General features: G+C 72.8%; 12 protein-coding genes. 6 read left to right on the top strand and 6 right to left on the bottom strand.

The features are described from left to right. Positions 1-9 precede the first annotated feature (9 nt). Both ABZO29_RS37515 and ABZO29_RS37510 read right to left on the bottom strand, forming a co-directional pair. A complete protein-coding gene (locus ABZO29_RS37515) occupies positions 10-444 on the bottom strand; it encodes a roadblock/LC7 domain-containing protein (RefSeq protein ID WP_367324646.1) in 435 nt (144 codons plus the stop codon). Continuing rightward, positions 441-3335, bottom strand: coding sequence for a nitrate- and nitrite sensing domain-containing protein (locus ABZO29_RS37510; RefSeq protein ID WP_367324645.1), 2895 nt, complete (start codon positions 3333-3335; stop codon positions 441-443). The genes ABZO29_RS37515 and ABZO29_RS37510 overlap by 4 nt, the downstream gene beginning before the upstream one ends. A gap of 420 nt (positions 3336-3755) precedes the next feature. Here ABZO29_RS37510 and ABZO29_RS37505 point away from each other — a divergent pair, with 420 nt between their 5' ends. Beyond that, positions 3756-4361: a hypothetical protein gene (locus ABZO29_RS37505; RefSeq protein ID WP_367324644.1), complete on the top strand. Its 606-nt coding sequence runs from the start codon at positions 3756-3758 to the stop codon at positions 4359-4361. Between the two features lie 30 nt (positions 4362-4391). Here ABZO29_RS37505 and ABZO29_RS37500 read toward each other — a convergent pair whose 3' ends face one another. From ABZO29_RS37500 to ABZO29_RS37485, 4 genes are all read right to left on the bottom strand, one after another. Then, complete coding sequence (locus ABZO29_RS37500) at positions 4392-9014, bottom strand: hypothetical protein (RefSeq protein ID WP_367324643.1); 4623 nt, start codon at positions 9012-9014, stop codon at positions 4392-4394. A 37-nt stretch (positions 9015-9051) separates the two neighbouring features. After that, positions 9052-9930: a hypothetical protein gene (locus ABZO29_RS37495; protein WP_367324642.1), complete on the bottom strand. Its 879-nt coding sequence runs from the start codon at positions 9928-9930 to the stop codon at positions 9052-9054. Between the two features lie 37 nt (positions 9931-9967). Continuing rightward, positions 9968-11494, bottom strand: a complete 1527-nt coding sequence (locus ABZO29_RS37490) for a hypothetical protein (RefSeq protein ID WP_367324641.1) — start codon at positions 11492-11494, stop codon at positions 9968-9970. A 137-nt stretch (positions 11495-11631) separates the two neighbouring features. Next, positions 11632-12348 carry a GntR family transcriptional regulator gene (locus ABZO29_RS37485; RefSeq protein ID WP_367324640.1) on the bottom strand — a complete coding sequence of 239 codons (717 nt, stop codon included), beginning with the start codon at positions 12346-12348 and terminating at the stop codon, positions 11632-11634. Positions 12349-12521: 173 nt separating this feature from the next. Here ABZO29_RS37485 and ABZO29_RS37480 point away from each other — a divergent pair, with 173 nt between their 5' ends. From ABZO29_RS37480 to ABZO29_RS37460, 5 genes are read left to right on the top strand one after another with little or no spacing between them, the layout of a single operon-like run. Further along, the gene (locus tag ABZO29_RS37480; RefSeq protein WP_367324639.1) at positions 12522-13823 is read left to right on the top strand and encodes an MFS transporter; all 1302 of its coding nucleotides are present in this window, start codon (positions 12522-12524) and stop codon (positions 13821-13823) included. Then, entirely contained in the window at positions 13820-14641 is an 822-nt protein-coding gene (locus tag ABZO29_RS37475; RefSeq protein WP_367324638.1) for a putative hydro-lyase, read from the top strand. The genes ABZO29_RS37480 and ABZO29_RS37475 overlap by 4 nt, the downstream gene beginning before the upstream one ends. 19 nt (positions 14642-14660) lie before the next feature. Next, positions 14661-15419 carry a LamB/YcsF family protein gene (locus ABZO29_RS37470; protein ID WP_367324637.1) on the top strand — a complete coding sequence of 253 codons (759 nt, stop codon included), beginning with the start codon at positions 14661-14663 and terminating at the stop codon, positions 15417-15419. Continuing rightward, positions 15416-16033 (top strand): allophanate hydrolase subunit 1, encoded by a 618-nt coding sequence (locus tag ABZO29_RS37465; protein ID WP_367324636.1) that lies wholly within the window; start codon positions 15416-15418, stop codon positions 16031-16033. Before ABZO29_RS37470 ends, ABZO29_RS37465 begins: the two co-directional genes overlap by 4 nt. After that, positions 16030-16899, top strand: coding sequence for a biotin-dependent carboxyltransferase family protein (locus ABZO29_RS37460; protein WP_367324635.1), 870 nt, complete (start codon positions 16030-16032; stop codon positions 16897-16899). The genes ABZO29_RS37465 and ABZO29_RS37460 overlap by 4 nt, the downstream gene beginning before the upstream one ends. Positions 16900-16986 lie beyond the last annotated feature (87 nt).

The following is a 16986-nucleotide window of genomic DNA, read 5'->3' as shown; positions in this document are numbered from 1 at the left end:
GTCATCCCACTACCCGCCTGCGGGCAGATCGGTGCGCGGAGCGGTGCCCAGATGTACTCCGACCCGCTTGACGAGGAGAGTCATCTCGTAGGCGACCTGGCCGACGTCCGAGTCGGCGTCGGAAAGGACGGCGAGGCAGCTGCCGTCGCCTGCGGACGTGACGAACAGGAAGGCGTCGTCGAGTTCGACGATGGTCTGCCGGACGCTGCCTGCCTCGAAATGACGGCCCACGCCCTTGGCGAGGCTGTGGAACCCGGAGGCGACGGCAGCCAGGTGCTCGCTGTCCTCCCTGGTCAGGTCCTTGGACACGCCCGTGGGCAGGCCGTCGCCGGAGAGCACGACGGCCTTGCGGATACTGGCGACCCGGTCGATGAGGTCGTCGAGAAGCCAGTTCAGTCCGCCCTTGCTGGTCGCGCTGTGGCCGGTCGGCTTCGGTGCGGTCATCGCCCGTCCCCCTTGGTTCCTTGTGGTGCTGTGCCGCTGTGGGCGTCGTCGCCCGCGGCGTTCTCTGCGCGGCCGCGCTGCCAGCCGCGCTGGAGCGAGGCCATACGGCTGCGTACCTCGTCGGCGTCGCGCTCGTCCGGCTCCGGGCCGTCCTCCGGGCGCCGCCCGGTGCTCTGCCTCAGCTGGGGCGCCAGACTCGCCTGGCGTACACGTCTGGGCAGCGCTCCCGAGCCGGAGCCTGACTCGTGGGGCGGGGTCGCAGGGCGCTGGGCGGAGTCATCGGGGCCGCTCGACGAACCGGCGCGCCGCTGTGGCACACCGCCGGCGCCCTGCGCCGTGTTGTCCGGAGGGCTCGAAGCGATCGCCGGGCGGCGAGTGCGCCTGGGGAGGGCGGGCGCCTGCGACGGCTCGTCGGGGGTCTCCCCGGGCCTCGTGGCGTCTGCGCCCTGGTGGAGCGGTTCCGCCGTGGTACGGCGGCGGGTCGGCAGGGGCGGGGTCGCCTCATTCTCCGCGCGGCGCGGGCCCGGAGGGGTCGCGGGCCGTTCGTCCGTCTCTTCTCGCCGGGGACGCTGCTCGAGGACCGGGCGGCCGTGCGAGCTGACCAGTTTCGGTGCCCGGCGGCGTGGCAGCGGCACGGGAGCGCCGATGCGCTCGTCCGGACCGGGGTGCTCGGGCCCGCCGCCCGTCTCGGAAGGAGCGCGGTGCTGCTCGTTCGCGCGGCCGGCCGGCGCTCCCTCGGCCTCGGCGATCGAGCGGCGCGGGCGGAAGAGTCCGCCGCGTTCGCCGTCCTCGTCTTCGAGGGGGTCCGGGAAGGGGTTGAGTGCGTCCAGCGCGACGGGTGCCTCGAGTTCCACGGGCCCGTCCAGAAGCGAGGCGGGCAGACCCGGGACCGGCGCCGGCACCTCGGAGAGGGCAGCCCTGGAGGTCTCCGCGAGCTTGTTCTCCTTCGCCGGGCGGGGCCGGTCGAGCCGGAAGCCGACGCCGTTGGTGTCCGGGACGTCGTCCGTCAGCAGCACTTCGGGGATGAACACGACAGCGGTGGTGCCGCCGTACGGGGACGGCTGCAGGGAGACGCGGACGTTCTGTCGCTGAGCGAGCCGGCTGACCACGAACAGCCCGAGCCGGTCGGTGTCGGAGAGCTCGAACTCCGGTGTCTCGGCAAGCCGGAGATTGGCGTCCAGGAGTGCCTCGGCCGCCATGCCGAGGCCCCGGTCGTGGATCTCCAGGGTGAAACCGTTGGCGACGCGTTCGCCCATCACCTGCACGGCGGTGTGCGGCGGCGAGAACACCGTCGCGTTCTCCAGGAGTTCGGCCACGAGATGGGTGAGGTCCGCGACGGCCGGGCCCGTGACGGCGATGCGGGGCAGGCGGCGCACCTCGATGCGTTCGTAGTCCTCGACCTCGGCGACGGCGGCCCGCACGATGTCCATGAGCTGGATGGGCTTGCGCCACTGCCGCGAGGGGGCGGCGCCGGAGAGGATCACCAGGCCCTCGGCGTGGCGGCGCATGCGGGTGGTCAGGTGGTCGAGGCGGAACAGGTCGGCGAGTTCCTCGGTGTCCTCCGTCCTGCGTTCCATGGTGTCGAGCAGGGTGAGCTGCTTGTGCAGGAGGACCTGGCTGCGGCGGGCGAGGTTCACGAAGACCTCGGAGACGCCGGCGCGGAGTTCGGCCTGTTTCACGGCGGCTTCGACGGCGGCGCGTTGCAGGGTGTTCAGGGCCTGTCCGACTTCGCCGATCTCGTTCCTGTCGTACTCCAGGAGCGGGACCTCGGTCTCCACGTCGACCTGTTCGCCGGCCGAGAGACGGCGCATGACGCTGGGCAGGCGCACGCCGGATGCCTCGTGGGCCTCCAGGCGCAGCTGCCGCAGGTCGCGGATCAGGCGCCGGCCGATGCGCATGGACAGGAAGAGCGAGAGCAGCAGGGCGATCAGGCCGAGGACGCCCACGACAACGGCCTGGACGATGACGCCCATCGCAACGGGACGAACTCGGTCCTGGTAGCGGTCGTTGGCCTGCTCGTCGAGGGTGCCGAGCTCGTCGAGCACGTTTGCGGCCGCGGCGTCCCAGTTCTTGGCGGTGACCCCCCGGGGCATGCTGCCGGGCTCGGCGGAGATGACGGCCTGTTCGGCCGTCCGCAGCGGGGCGGTGGTGGCGTTCTTCCAGAAGCGCTCGTACCGTTCGCGTTCCGCGGAGGGCAGGTGCGCGAGGCTGATGTCGTAGAACGCGTTCCGCTGCGCCTCGAGGTCGGACACCCCTCGGATCTCGTCACGGTTGACGTGTCCCACCACAAGGGCGGAGCCGAGCAGGGCGTCCTCCCGGGAGAGCAGTTCGCGGGCGCGGGCGACGTTGACAAGCGCGCGATACTGCTTGTCCATCTCCACGCTGTCGACCACGTCCAGGGCTGCCAACAGATCGTAGGAGGGGTCGATCAGCCGGTTGTAGAGATCCAGGGCCTGCGCCCGGGTGACGGTGCCCTCCTCGACGCTGCGGCGCAGGGAGTCGACACCGTCGAAGGCGTCCAGGACGGCCGTGAGGCCCTCGCCTTCGTCCGTGTCCAATGCATCGTGCACATCGGGGTCGTTGGCGTTCCCCCGGATCTCGGCGATGGCCTCGTCCGTGGCGGTGCGGGTGCGGCGGAGCGCGGAAAGCGCGTTGGAGGCCCGGGGATCGGCGAGGTAGACGAGGGTCTGCCGGCGTTCCTGCTGGATGACGCGGACGGTGTCCTCGACGGGGTAGCCGATCTTCTCCACGACATCGGACACGCTGAACAGGCGGCCCGCTTCTCGCCCTGTGAGTATCGTGGCGAAGCCCCAGATCGCGGTCAGGGAGACCAGCGGCACGAGAAGCAGCGCCACGATCTTCCGGCGGATCGACTTCCCGCGAAAGCGCATGGCCTCCCCCAGCTCGCCCCCCACCGATCAGGGGGTACACATGTGCGTCAACAAACGGCGCGAGCCTACTACCGACGCACAGGTAACTCGAAGACCGGTCCGGAACCTGAACTTCCGTACCGGCGGCGAGACATGGGGAGTTGTCCCGTCATTGCGGGAGATGGTGCCCCGGATCCAGTGGTGGCCAAGTGACCGGAACCGCCGCGCCCGTCCGACCTGTTGGCCAGAACTTTTCGTTCCGTGGGAATCTTCGAGACGTGCCATTCGTCCTTCTCTACAGGAAATGGGGGGCGGAATCGGCCACAGGAGCCGTATCCCGCACCTGGGCGGCGTAAATCAGCGCAAGCCGGGCAGCCACTGGGGAGCCGGGTCTTCGGGCCCGGGGCAAACGGTCTGCCGGCGGTGGGGAGTGACACGGTGATGGGCACGGCGGAGCGGCGCGAGGCGCCCGGTGACGGAGCGGCGACGCGGGTGACGGAGCGGAGGGGCACCGAGGCACCGGCTCGCGACTTTCCGGCGGACGAGCGCGCGACGAGGGGCGCGCACGACGTTCCGGAGCGCACGGACGGGGGGACTGCGGTGTACGGGCGCAAGGCACGGTCCAAGGAGACCGACACGAGGCAGGAGCAGCCGCAGTACCGGCCGTTGTGGGTCGAAGAGCCCGCCCGGCGGCGCCGGATGCCCGACCCGGTGCGTACGGCGGCCGTGCGTTCGGTGCTGCTCATCGCCGTGACCCTGATGCAGGCGATGGTGGCCTTCCTGTGCACCCTTGCCGGGTCCTGGCTGGCGTTCCCCATGGTGATCAGCAGTGTGGTCAGCACGGTGGTGGCCACGTGGGGCGCGCTCGACGTGTGGGTGACCCGCCAGGTGTGGAACCAGCGCCACGGCGTCGTGTCGGAGCCCAGCAGCACCGCGCGGACGCTGCGGCGCGAGCGCCGGCGGGCCCGGCGCCAGGCGCGCGCAGCCGCGCGGGCACAGGAGCGCATACGCCGCTCCGGCGGCACCGGGCAGCTGTCCCATTCGTGAGCCGCGGAGCGCACGGCGGGGACTGCGGCGCTACGGGGTGCTCGGCGCCGGGCGCTTGAACATCCGCGTCGCGGTGATCTCGCTGTGCACGGCTTCCCCGGCTGGAGCCTCGGTCGGCAGTCCCGGACGGAGGTGCTCCTCCACGCTGATGTACTTCAGGCCCGCCCGCAGGTCGGCGTCGTTGCGCAGCCGGATGACCAGGGGGAACTCCGCGAGCGCGGTCGTGTCGAACAACCCGGTGGTGTAGAGGAGTTGGACGCCGAGCGCGTCGGACACGGCTCGCTGCAGCTCCAGCAGGTACGTGGCGTTGGCGCGGCCGATCGGGTTGTCGAGGAACAACGTGCCGGCGTGGCGGTGCTTGTCGTGTCCTCGGTCGTTCGAACGCAGTGCGGCCATCGTGCAGTACAGAGCGATGGCCGCGGTGAGCAGCTGGCCGCCGGAGAAGACGTCGCCCATCTGCCCGACGGGCACGCGCTCGGCGCGCAGTACGGCGTCCGGCTTGAGGATCTCGACGGCGACGCCCTTGGGCTGCAACGCCGCGCCGACCCCGCGCAGCAGCAGCGACATGCCGTCGCGCCGCAGGTCGGAGTTCTTCTTCACGGCGGCGCGTGTCGCCTCGTCGATGACCTCGCCCAGCCGCTCGCTGAGCGTGGCCTGGTCGGGCTCCTCGAAGCGGATGCGCAGGAACTCCTGCCCGGACCACTCGCCGAGCCCCTCGGGGAGGCGTGACAGGCGCTGGGCGGAGCGCAGGGTGGCCAGAGCCGACTCGACCAGTCCTCTGAGCCGGTCCACGATGGAGTCCCGGTTGCGTTCCAGCTGCGCCAACTCGTCCGTCAGGACACGGAGTCGGGGTGCGAACGCGTCGGCCCACTTCTGGGCGTGCTCGGGCAGCGCGGAGGCGGGCAGCTCACGGATCTGCTGGCGCGCCGGGGTGCGCACCTGCTCGTAGCGCGTGGAGTTGGCGTGCCGGACGAGGACGTCGCTCGCCTCGCGTACGGCGGACTCGGCGGCGGACAGGTCGGCGGCGCAGCCGCGCAGCGACCGACGGGCCTCGGCGGCCGACTGCCGGGCCTCCTCCAGACTGCCGGGGTAGGGTTCCGGCTCCTCCTGCTCCTCCTCGGTCGTGTGCTCGCGCAACAGGTCACGGAGCATCGCGGCGATCTCGTCGAAGCCGCCCACCGCGTCCTCGGCGGCGCGGTGGGCGTCGAGGAGTTCGGCGTGCGCCTCCCGGGCCTGGTTCAAGGCCTCGGTACGGGAGGCGAGTTCGGCCGTCGCCGTGCGCAGGAGAGCCTGCGCGTGTTCGGCGTCGCGCGGTTCCAGCTCGTCGGGCAGCTCCGTGTGCGCCTCGCCGTCCCCGGGCGCGTGCCGCTCGGCCTCGCCGCGCAGGCGCCCGAGCTGTTCGCTCGCGCTCGACATGCGGGTCTCCAGCAGCTGCACCAGCTCCTCCGCGCGAGCGGCGGCGGCCTGCCGGGACGGCCCGTCGGAGCCGTCGGGCGACTGGAGCAGTTGCTCCGCGCGTGTGCGCACCTTGTTGCTCAGCCGGTCCAGCTCGGCCCGGGCCGCGCTCTCGTCGCTCTCCGCGCGGGCCTGTTCGGCGCGCAGGTCGGCGCCGACACCGACCTTCTCGTACAGCTGGGAGGCGGCCCGGTAGGCCTCCCGCAAGGCGGGAAGGGACGACCTGGGCGCGTCGGAGTCGTCCTGCGGTACGTCGTCCGGGGCGCCGGCGATCTCCGAACGCTCGGCACGCAGCGCCCGGGCCGTGCGGCGGGCGTCGTCGGCGGCGCGCTGGGCCGCGCGCCGGTCCTCGTCGGCGGCGCGGGCACGCTCCAGACAGGCCTGCGCGCGGGCCTCCGACTCAGCGGCCTCGTCGGCGAGTTCGCGCAGCCTGACCTGCCAGCCGGCCCGCTCACGCAGCCGGAAGGCGAGCCCGGCGAGGGCATCGGCGGCGCGCCGGGCCTTCTGGGCGGCCTCCTGCCGTTCGTCCCGCACCTGTGCGGCCTCGGCGGCCGCCTCGTCGGCCTCCGCGCGCACGGTCCGCGCCTCGGCCAGTTCGGCCTCGGACTCCTCGGCGAACGCGCGCGCCTCGTGCGCCGCCTGCGCGAGCTCCACCAGCCGCCCCGTGGGACAGCCCGTACGCCACGAGGCGAGCCGGGCCGCCAGCTCACGGTCCTTGCCGAGGCGCGCCGCGAGCGTGCGGATCTCCTCGTCCCGCTCTGTCGCCCGTGCGCGCAGCGCCTGCCGCTCCTCGTCGGCTGCGTGCTCGTCGTGCATGGCGGGGTTCGGCGGTACGAGGAAGACGTCGCCGCTGTCCGAGTCCGGTGCCGGCGTGGGGGCGAGCAGGGCGGCCGCCGTACCGACCGCCACGGCCGATCGCGGCAGCAGTGCCGCGTCGCTCAACGCCTCCCGGGCGCGCGCGTGTGAGGCCGGGTCGGTGATGATCACACCGTCGACCAGTTCGGGCCTCGCGGCCAGCACGCGAGCGTGGTCCGCGGGGTCGACGGCCTGTGCGAGATAGCGCCAGCCGGGCAGCGCGGGAATGCCGTGCTCGCCCAGGAATTCGACGGTGGCCAGCACATCGGGGCCGGGCGGGAGCAGACCGCCGTCCCCGAGCGCGCCGAGGATCCGCGCGTCGTCGGCGGCCGCGGTCCGCAGCTCGAAGAGCTGCCGCTCGGCGGAGGAAACGGCCTCGTCGAGAAGTTCGCGGAGGTCGTCGGCGCTGCGATCCAGGTCCTCGGGGGTGAGCGCCGGGTCCTGGCCGCTCTCGTCCGTGTCGTGCCGGGGCTGCGGGATCACGGGGTGGGGGGCCCCGCCGGTCAGGCTGAGCAGCTCCCCCAGCCGCGGCTCGCCCGCCAGTGATTCGGCAAGGGCACGCTCGGCCTGGTACGAGCGTGCCGCCGCCGTTGCCGCGTCCGCCGCACGGGCCGCGGTCAGCTCGGCGCGGGACTCGGTGGAGGCGGCCTCGCGCGCGTGTTCCGTGGCCCGGCGAGACACCTCACGCGCGGTGTCCCAGGCGGCGACCGCGGCCTTCTCCGCGTCGCTGGCGGCGAGGGCGGCGCGCGCGGGGTCGGCGTCGGGAGAACTGTCGTCGAGCCAGCCCGCACGCACCGCCTCGGCGGTCTCCTGCTCCACCTCGGTCAGACGCTGGCGCAGGTGCCCGGCCTCGCTGCGAGCGCGCTGGGCCTCGGTCGCGGCGGCCGTGGAGTCCCGGTGAGCCGACTCGCCGGCTTCCTGGAGGGCGGCGGACCGCTCCTCCTCTTGGTTGGCGAGGGTCTCGGCGCTTTCGGCCGCCGCGTGGAGGGCCCGTACGAGGTCGACGGCGGCCTTGGCCCGGGCGGCCAGCGCCGGAGCCGCGTCCCGCTCGGCCTCCTGGATGGCGGCGGAGACGCGCGCGACGCGGTCGGCGGCGGCGCGGTGGCGCAGCACGGCCTCGGCGGCCTGCCAGGCGGAGTGCAGGGTGCGTGCGTCGGCCAGCTCGCGCTTCTGTGCGGCAGCGGCCTTCTCGGCGGCGGCGAGCGCCAGTGAGGCGTGCCGGTAGGCGAGTTCGGCGGCGACGAGGGCGCTGCGCTCCCGCGCCCCTTCGGAGTGCGTGACCGCGTAGGCGGCGGCCGTGACCCGCTGGGCGAGGTCCGTGGCACTCGCGCGTTCCCGTACGGCTCGTGCGGACAGCCGCCGCCCGAGGGTGCGCGTACGGCGCTCGGCACCGGTGTGGATGTCACGCGCGCGTGAGCGTGTCCCGGCCGCCTCGACGATCCGCCCGAGCAGGTCGACGGACCCGGCGGTGAAGTCCCGTTCGGCGATGAGCTCGGCACGCCGCCCCAGCTTGTTGCCGAAGCCGCTCACGAGGTCGGCGAGCCCGTCGGTGTCCCGGGTGTCCGTCACGGCTCGCAGCAGCAGGTCGGTGAAGTCGGAGTCCTTCTTGACCGCGAAGAGGCCGGCCGCCTCGCCCTCGTCGGCGTTCATCTCGCGTTGGTAGCGGAAGAGTTCAGGATCGAGACCGAGGTCACCCAGGTGCTCGATCCACCGGTCGTGGATCTCCTCCCAGTGCACCTCCAGATGCGGGTAGGCCTTGCCTGCTTCGGTGATGGCGTCCCGGAAGCCCTTCATGGTGCGCCGACGCCCCTGCGCGCCCGAGGCGCCCTCGACCGGCGGCCGTACGGCGGTGGACTCGGCGACGGGCAGGTTGTCCAGCGTGAGCCCGGGCCCGGGCCGGAAGGAGTACCAGGCCTCCGCGAACTTGCGCGGGTCGTTGGACACTTGGCGTCCACGCCACTCGCTCGCCTTGCCGACCACGACGCACTCTCCGGTGAGGACGTGCTGCCACTCCAGCGCGACATGCCCGCAGTCGTCGGCGAGCAGGAACTTGCGCAGCACCCCGGAGCTGGCACCGCCGAGGGTGTTCCGGTGGCCCGGCAGCATCACCGAGAAGATCAGCTTGAGCAGTACGGACTTGCCGCCGCCGTTCTCCAGGAAGAGCACGCCGGCCGGCGCGGGCCGGCGGGGCGGGCCGACGGGCTCCTCCTCGAAGAACTCCGCCTGCATGGGGGCGGGGTCGGGCACGGGTTCGCCCACGCCCCGCAGGTCAAGCACGGTGTCGGCGTAGCGCGCACCGGCGGGACCGATGGAGTAGAGGCGGACCCGGGACAGCTCGTACATGGCGGCTCTCGTAAGTCTTCGGAAAGGGTGCGGGGGGTCAGGAGTGGAACGGCAGGCCGGCGTCGGCCACCAGCTCCAGGTCGTCGCCGTCCTCGGCGGGCAGGAGGGTCGGCGTGCCGTCGGTGACCGGGACGACGCCCAGCTCGAGCAGCTCGGCCATGGCGGCGCTGCCGGCCATGTCCCGCACCTGGAGCTGGTATCGGGCCGTCGTCCGGTAGGTACCGCCGTTGTCGTCGCCGGTGCGCTGCAGGAACCCGGAGTCCGTGAGGAACGCCACCGCCTTGGCCACGATGCCCGTGGTCGAAGCGGCCGGCCTGCGCGCGTCCTTGGTGGCTCCGGTGGCGCTGCGTCTCGCCCAGATCCGCCAGGCGGCCTCCAGACCGGGCGCGTCGGTGGCCGGGTCGGTGTTCTCGCCCTGTTCCTCGGCGCGTTCCTCCAGCCGGCGGCAGGCCTGGCGCACGAACGCGTCGACCCCGTTGACGCTGACCCGCCCGATGTAGCCGTCGTCGGCCAGATCCTCGGCCCGCGGGAACGCCAGGGCGGCGACGGCGAGATGGGCCAGTCCGTGCAGGAACCGGTCGCCTGAGTCGGCAGCCGTACGACGCGCGTAGTCCCCCATCCGCACGGCGAACACCGAGTCCTCGGCGGCGGTCACCGCCATCCCCGCGCGCGGGGACACCTCGAGGACGACCAGCCCGAGACCGGCGGCCACGGCGTCGGCGAGCCGTGCGAACGGCGGATCCTCGCGGTAGCGCCGCAGCAACTCCACGTACTCCTGATCGCGCGCGGGCTGCAGCTTGGGCTGCAGCCCGAAAGCGACGAGCCGCGCCGCGTCGGCGGCGTCGGCGGGCGTGACGGCGGCGCTCGCCGACGGGGCCGGGGCCTCCGGTTCACTCCACTCGACGTGCTCGGTCACGGTCGGGGCTCCTTGCTGCACTCATGCTCGTACGTACTCACGCGGCCTCCGTCCGGTCGGCCGCCATCCCTGCCGCGTCCAGCAGGGCCGTACCGACGATGAGGTCGGCTCCGCCGAACTCGGGATCGTCCAGCTCCGCCCCGTCGTCCACGGCGAACAGCAGCTTCTCCTCGCCCTGCCGATAGGCCGTGCCCACCGCGGGACTGGCCGCATGGACCGCCAACAGGGCCACCAGATAGGGCAGATCGGGATCGGACCGCCGCGCCTGCGCCAGCAACCCCGACAGGCGTCGTGGCGCGTCCGCCGGCAGGTCGAGCAAGTCCATCGCCGCCGCCAGCTGCTCCTCACTGAACCGGCTGTCGTCGGGCGTGGCGATCAGATCGGGCTCGGGCATCTCCGCGCCCAGATGCTCCCGCTCGACGGGAGGCGTCAGCAGAATGTCGACCAGGTCACCCACTCGCACGGACACCGGCGTACGCAATCCGGTCCCCCGGGCGAAGAACGCGTCCGTGACCCGGATCGCCCGTTCCAGCGGAAGCGGCAGCACGGGCGCCACGAGGTGCCCGTACAGGTCTATCCCCGAGGTCGTCAGCGGTGTGGCGAACGCCTGCCGGTCCTGCTCCGCACGGAACAGCGGCCCGGCCTCAAGCAGCCGGGACTGGAGCTGTGTGTGGCGGCGGATGCAGTCCTTCACGATGTCGACGAGCTCGGCGGCGCGCCGCTTGTTCTCGGGGTCCTCGGACTCGTCGCGGGCCTTGCGGATGTTCGTGAGGATCGCGTTCTCGTGGCGGTAGCGGTCGGCCACGTGGTCGAGGGCTTCGGCGATCATGTCGGGGACGGCGTTGAGCCAGTCCACCGCGCGCACGTTGCGCCGGGTGGCGTCCAGGGCCCTGCGCAGGGTCTCGGAGTACTGCACCGTCCGGTACCGGGCCTGCTCCGCCGCCAGCTGGGCGTCAGCGAGACGGCCGCGGCTGATCAGCACCTCGAGCTTGACCTCGGCGGCGATCTGCGCGCTGGTGACGTCGGTGTCGAGGGCGCCGACGAGAACGTTGACCGCCTCGTCGGTCGTACGGAGGTAGACGCTGCCGCCGTACCCGGGCACCTCCTCGATCAGCTTGAAGTCGTAGTCACGTCGCACATAGCTGCCGTCCGGCGCGAAGGTGCCGTACACGGCGCGGAAGCCGCGGTCGACGCTGCCGACGTTGATCAGGTTCTCCAGCACCCAGCGGGCCACCCGCTCGTGCTCGGCGACGGGCCGTCGCGGGGCCTGGGCGGCGATGCGCGGGATGAGCCGGGCCACGATCTGGTCGTGGTCCGCGCCGGTGTCGAAGTCCATGTTCAGGGTGACGAGGTCGATGGCGGCGAGGGCGATCTCCGCCATGCCGTACACCGAGTACTCGCCCGCGAGGTTGGCCTTGCGCGCGTCGAGGTCGTGGATCGGCGCGGTGCAGGCGAGCGCGCGCAGCCGCCGCGCCAGTCCCTCGTCGGCGGCCGGACCCGGAGCGGGCCGCGGTCCCGCGCTGAACTGGGGCGGAACGCTGTCCGTGGGTGCAGGCGAAGTCACGGTGCACAGACTAGGTCCTCGGTCTGACAACGATCCAAACGGCGCAGACGGCTCCGCCGGGGAGGCCGTGCTATCGCGGGCAGGCCCCCGGTGCGGGTCGTCCGTGGCTGGCCGCGCCCACGCGGCGGAGCCGCCTGTCAGATGTCCCGCGCCCCATGGGGGTGCTCCTCCCCCACTCTCCGCCGGTACACCTCCACGACCCGTTCGAGTGAGTCGTCGAGGTACACGGCGAGTAGCTTCTCGGCCTCGTTCCGGTCCCCTGCCTGCAACGCCTGGAGGATCTGCTGGTTGCGGGCGAGGTACGGCTCGTGCAGCTGGCGGGGATCGTCCACCACGTGGAAGGCCAGGCGCAGTTCCGCGAAGACGCTGCGCATCAGCTCGTCGGTGCGTTCGCTGCCCGCGAGCGCGACCAGTTCCCGGTGGAAGTGGATGTTGGCCGTACCCAGTCCTTTCCAGTCACCTTCGCGCGCCGCCCGCTGCCCCTCGGCCACGGCCTCCGCGAGACCGTCGAGGCTGTACGGCGGCTCCCCCAGCCCCCGTACGACCGCACGCTCGACGAGGGCGCGGGTCCGGTAGATGTCCTCGACGTCCTCGACGGTCAGGACCCGCACGAACACGCCCCGGTTCAGCTCGTGGACGAGCAGACGCTCGTGGGTGAGCAGCCGGAACGCCTCCCGCAGCGTGTTGCGGGAGACGCCGAGCGCCCCGCCGATGCTGTCCTCCGACAGCCGGGTCCCGGGCGGGAAATAGCCCTCGGCGATACGGCTTCTGAGGATGTCCGATACCCGTTCCGCCGTGCTGGTGCGCCCCAGGAGGGCGCGGTCGTCGGCCAGTCCCACCAGCTGCTCTGCCATGCCCGGAATTCAATCGCAGATACAGGGACGAAACAACATGGGTATTGAAGGATCGTTCAACGATCCTCTACCTTGCTACGCACGGCACCGCCCCGTCCCCACCGCGGCGCCACAGCTTCCGCACGGCACTGCCAGGTCTCCAGCACTCTCCGTCCTCCCTCTGCGAGGTGCCCATGAGTACGACCCCTCCACCGCAGGCCCCGACCACCGACGTACGCCCCGCACCGGCCGAACGCACCGCCGACGACGGGGCGTTGGGCTGGCTGCGCGCCCTCGGTCCGCGCGGCCGCCGTGCCTTCGCCGGCGCGTTCGGCGGCTATGCCCTGGACTCGTACGACTACTTCACGCTCCCGCTGAGCATGGTCGCGCTGGCGGCGTACTTCGGCCTGGACAGCGGCCAGACCGGCCTGTTCACCACCGTCACGCTCGTGGTCTCCGCGGTCGGCGGCGCCGTCGCGGGCATCGTGGCCGACCGGGTCGGCCGGGTCAGGGCGCTGATGATCACAGTGATCACGTACGCGGTCTTCACCGTGGCCTGCGGCTTCGCACCCAACTACGAGACACTGCTGGTCTTCCGGGCCCTGCAGGGCCTCGGCTTCGGCGGCGAATGGGCGGTCGGCGCGATCCTGGTCGCCGAGTACGCGAGCGCCAGGCACCGCGGCCACACCCTCGGCGCGATCCAGAGCTCGTGGGCCGTGGGCTGGGCCCTGGCCGCGATCGTGTACACGCTGGTCTTCTCGTTCCTCGGCGACGACCTGGCCTGGCGCGTGATGTTCTGGACCGGCGCCCTGCCCGCGCTGCTCGTCGTCTGGATGCGCCGCCGCGTGCAGGACGCGCCCGAGGCGGTCGCCAAGCGCGAACAAAGCTCCGAGCGGGGCTCGTTCACGGCCATCTTCAAGCCGGGCCTGCTGCGCACCACGGTCTTCGCCGTGCTGCTCTCCACCGGCGTGCAGGGCGGCTACTACACCCTCGCCACCTGGGTGCCCACCTACCTGAAGACCGAGCGCGATCTGTCGGTCGTCGGCACCGGCGGCTATCTGACGTTCCTGATCTCCGGGGCCTTCCTCGGCTACCTGACGGGCGGCTACCTCACCGACCGGCTGGGCCGCCGGCGCAACATCTGGCTCTTCGCCCTGCTGTCGGCCGTCTGCATCCTGGCGTACGCGAACATCCCCAGCGGCGCCAACACCCTGCTCCTGGTGCTCGGTTTCCCGCTCGGCTTCTGCATGTCGGCGATCTTCAGCGGTTTCGGGTCCTTCCTGAGCGAGCTGTACCCGACGGCGGTGCGCGGCACCGGGCAGGGCTTCACCTACAACACGGGCCGCGCCGTGGGCGCCGTCTTCCCCACCACCGTGGGCTTCCTGGCCGACAGTTGGGGCGTGGGCGGCGCGCTGGTCTTCGGCGCGATCGGCTACGGCCTCGCGGCGCTGGCGCTGCTCGGGCTGCCGGAGACGCGCGGGAAGGAGCTCGCGTGAACCGTACGGAACATCGCCCCCCGACCCTCGTCGACGAGCACGCGCACGCGTGGAGCCCGAAAACCGCCCGGGCCCGCTTCCGGGACGGCCTGACGGGTGCCACGGCCGGGGTCGCGGCAGGCCACACGCAGGTCAACCTGATCTCGGTGCCCGCCGACTGGGCGTACGACATGCTGCTGTTCTGCCAGCGCAACCCGAAGCCGTGCCCGGTCCTCGACGTCACGGACGCGGGCTCGTGGACCACGGTCCTCGCGGACGGCGCCGATCTGCGCACCGACCTGCCGCGCTACCGAGTGTGGCGGGACGGCGAACTGGTCGACGAGCCGACGGACGTACGAGACCACTGGCGCGACGACCTGGTGTCGTTCCTCATCGGCTGCAGCTTCACCTTCGAGTGGGCGCTGTCCGAGGCGGGCGTCCCCATGCGACACATCGAACAGGGCCGCAACGTCCCGATGTACGTGACCAGCCGTCAGTGCCGTCCCGCCGGACGGTTGCACGGTCCGATGGTGGTGTCCATGCGCCCGGTGCCGCCGGAGCACCTGGCGGCCGCCATCCGGGAGACCAGTCTGCTCCCGGCGGTGCACGGCAGCCCCGTACACTGCGGCGATCCGTCGGGGCTGGGCATCGACGACCTCGGCCGCCCCGACTTCGGCGAACCGGTGGACGCCGGACCCGACGACATCCCGGTGTTCTGGGCCTGCGGAGTGACCCCGCAGGCCGCGGTGATGGCCTCGCGCCCGCCGTTCGCCATCACCCACGCACCCGGGCAGATGTTCCTCACCGACGCCCGCGACGTGCAGTACCGCGTGGCCTGACAGGAGACACGACGTATCCATGACACCGATCGATCTGAACGCCGACCTCGGCGAGGGCTTCGGCCACTGGCGGCTGACCGACGACGAACGGCTGCTGACCGTCGTCACCAGCGCCAACGTGGCCTGCGGCTTCCACGCCGGGGACGCGGTCACCATGCGGCGGGTGTGCGAGCTGGCGGCCGAGCGGGGCGTACGGATCGGCGCTCAGGTCTCCTACCGTGACCTCGCGGGGTTCGGGCGGCGCGCCATGGACGTGCCGCCCGCCGAACTGGCGGCCGAGGTGGCCTACCAGATCGGCGCCCTGGAGGTCTTCGCACGCGCGGCGGGCACGCGCGTGTCCTACGTCAAGCCGCACGGCGCGCTCTACAACCGCGTCGTGCACGACGAGGAGCAGGCCGGTGCGGTCGTCGACGGCGTGCTCCTCGCGGACGTCACACTGCCCGTGCTCGGCCTGCCCGGCTCGCGCCTGCTGGAGCTGGCCGGGAAGGCCGGGCTCCCGGCCGTCAGGGAGGCGTTCGCGGACCGCGGGTACACCGAGGAGGGCACGCTGGTGCCGCGCGGCCGGGACGGCGCGGTGGTCACCGACCCGGAGGCCGTCGTGGAGCGCTCCGTGAGCCTGGCTCGCTCCGGCGTGGTGTCCTCGCACTCCGGGTCGCCCGTCGAGGTACGCGCGCGTTCGCTGTGCCTGCACGGCGACACGCCCGGCGCGGTCGAGCTGGCCCGCCGGGTCCGGCAGCGTCTGGAGGAGTCGGGTGTCCGGGTGGAGGCCTTCGCATGAGGGCCTTGCCGGTGGGCGAGGACTCCCTGCTCGTCGAGGTCTCCTCGGGCGAGGAGGCCGCGGCGCTGCACGCGGAGTTGCTGCGCCGCCGCGCGGAGGGCCTGCTCACCGTCCGCGAGATCGTCCCGGCGGCCCGCACGGTCCTCCTCGACGGCCTGGCCGACCCGGACCGTGTGGCATCGGAACTGGCCGCCGCCGACGTGCCGCCCCCTCCCCCGGGCAGCCAGGAGGCCGTGGAGATCCCGATGCGCTACGACGGCCCCGACGTCGCCGACGTGGCCGCCCACTGGGGCGTCTCCGAGCAGGAGGTGGCCCGCATCCACGCGAACACCGAGTTCCGCGTCGCGTTCTGCGGGTTCGCCCCCGGCTTCGGCTACCTCACCGGTCTGCCGCCGCGCTACGACGTCCCCCGCCGGGCCACTCCGCGCACCTCCGTCCCGGCCGGTTCGGTGGCACTGGCGGGCCCGTACACGGGTGTGTACCCGCGCTCGTCGCCGGGCGGCTGGCAGCTGATCGGCACCACGGACACGGTGCTGTGGGACCACGCACGCGTGCCGGCCGCGCTGCTGTCCCCGGGCACGCGCGTGCGCTTCGTTCCGGTGGGTGACGTATGACGGACCGGGCACTCGCCGTCGTACGGGCCGGGATGCTCACCACCGTGCAGGACCGGGGCCGCCCCGGGCACGCGCACCTCGGCGTACCCCGCTCCGGGGCGCTCGACGCGCCCGCTGCGGCACTCGTCAACCGGCTGGTCGGCAATCCGCCCGCGGCGGCCGTGCTGGAGACCACGCTCAACGGCTGTGCGGTACGGCCGCGTTCGACGGTCATCGTGGCGGTCGCGGGTGCGCCCTGCCGGGTCGCGGTGGACGGCCGGCCGGCCGCCTGGGGGGCGCCCGTGCGCGTGAGCGCCGGTGCGGTCGTGGATGTCGGTCCGGCCCTTTCCGGAGTACGCAGTTACCTCGCCGTCTCCGGTGGCGTCGACGTCGAGCCGGTCCTGGGCAGCCGCTCCACGGACCTGCTGTCTGGGCTCGGCCCGCCGCCGCTCACGGACGGCACGGTCCTTGCGCTGGGGCACGCGCACGGCCCTCACGCGCGCGTGGACGTCGCCCCGCAGCCGGGACCCCCGGCCGAACTCGTGCTGCGCGTGACAACCGGCCCGCGCGACGACTGGTTCACGCCGGAGGCACTGCGCGCGTTCACCTCACGCGCGTACCGGGTGTCCGCCGCGAGCAACCGCATCGGCCTGCGCACGGAGGGGCCGGCCCTTCAGTGGGCGCGCACGGCCGAACTCCCCAGCGAGGGAATGGTGCTGGGCGCGGTCCAGGTCCCCCCGAACGGCAGACCGGTCGTCTTCCTGGCCGACCACCCGACCACCGGGGGCTACCCGGTGATCGGGGTGGTGCGGACCGCGGATCTCGCTGCCGCCGCCCAGGCGCCGCCGGGCACCCCGGTCCGCTTCGTGGCCGTACGCCGCCGCTGAGGCGACCGGCATGCGGTACCCGCGCCCCTCAGGGGCGCGGGGCTGCTCCATCATGCGACTCCGCCGCGTGCGCGCGACCAGCCACAG

The organism is Streptomyces sp. HUAS ZL42, from assembly GCF_040782645.1.
Classification (GTDB): Bacteria; Actinomycetota; Actinomycetes; order Streptomycetales; family Streptomycetaceae; genus Streptomyces.
The sequence above is the reverse complement of the archived record's forward strand: the minus strand, read 5'-3'. Positions and strand labels throughout refer to the sequence as shown.

What these genes read in the sequence shown, in the direction of transcription:
- ABZO29_RS37515 (WP_367324646.1), bottom strand. Translation starts at nt 444, where the DNA reads ATGACCGCACCGAAGCCGACCGGCCACAGCGCGACCAGCAAGGGCGGA.
- ABZO29_RS37510 (WP_367324645.1), bottom strand. Translation starts at nt 3,335, where the DNA reads ATGCGCTTTCGCGGGAAGTCGATCCGCCGGAAGATCGTGGCGCTGCTT.
- ABZO29_RS37505 (WP_367324644.1), top strand. Translation starts at nt 3,756, where the DNA reads ATGGGCACGGCGGAGCGGCGCGAGGCGCCCGGTGACGGAGCGGCGACG.
- ABZO29_RS37500 (WP_367324643.1), bottom strand. Translation starts at nt 9,014, where the DNA reads ATGTACGAGCTGTCCCGGGTCCGCCTCTACTCCATCGGTCCCGCCGGT.
- ABZO29_RS37485 (WP_367324640.1), bottom strand. Translation starts at nt 12,348, where the DNA reads ATGGCAGAGCAGCTGGTGGGACTGGCCGACGACCGCGCCCTCCTGGGG.
- ABZO29_RS37480 (WP_367324639.1), top strand. Translation starts at nt 12,522, where the DNA reads ATGAGTACGACCCCTCCACCGCAGGCCCCGACCACCGACGTACGCCCC.
- ABZO29_RS37470 (WP_367324637.1), top strand. Translation starts at nt 14,661, where the DNA reads ATGACACCGATCGATCTGAACGCCGACCTCGGCGAGGGCTTCGGCCAC.
- ABZO29_RS37465 (WP_367324636.1), top strand. Translation starts at nt 15,416, where the DNA reads ATGAGGGCCTTGCCGGTGGGCGAGGACTCCCTGCTCGTCGAGGTCTCC.
- ABZO29_RS37460 (WP_367324635.1), top strand. Translation starts at nt 16,030, where the DNA reads ATGACGGACCGGGCACTCGCCGTCGTACGGGCCGGGATGCTCACCACC.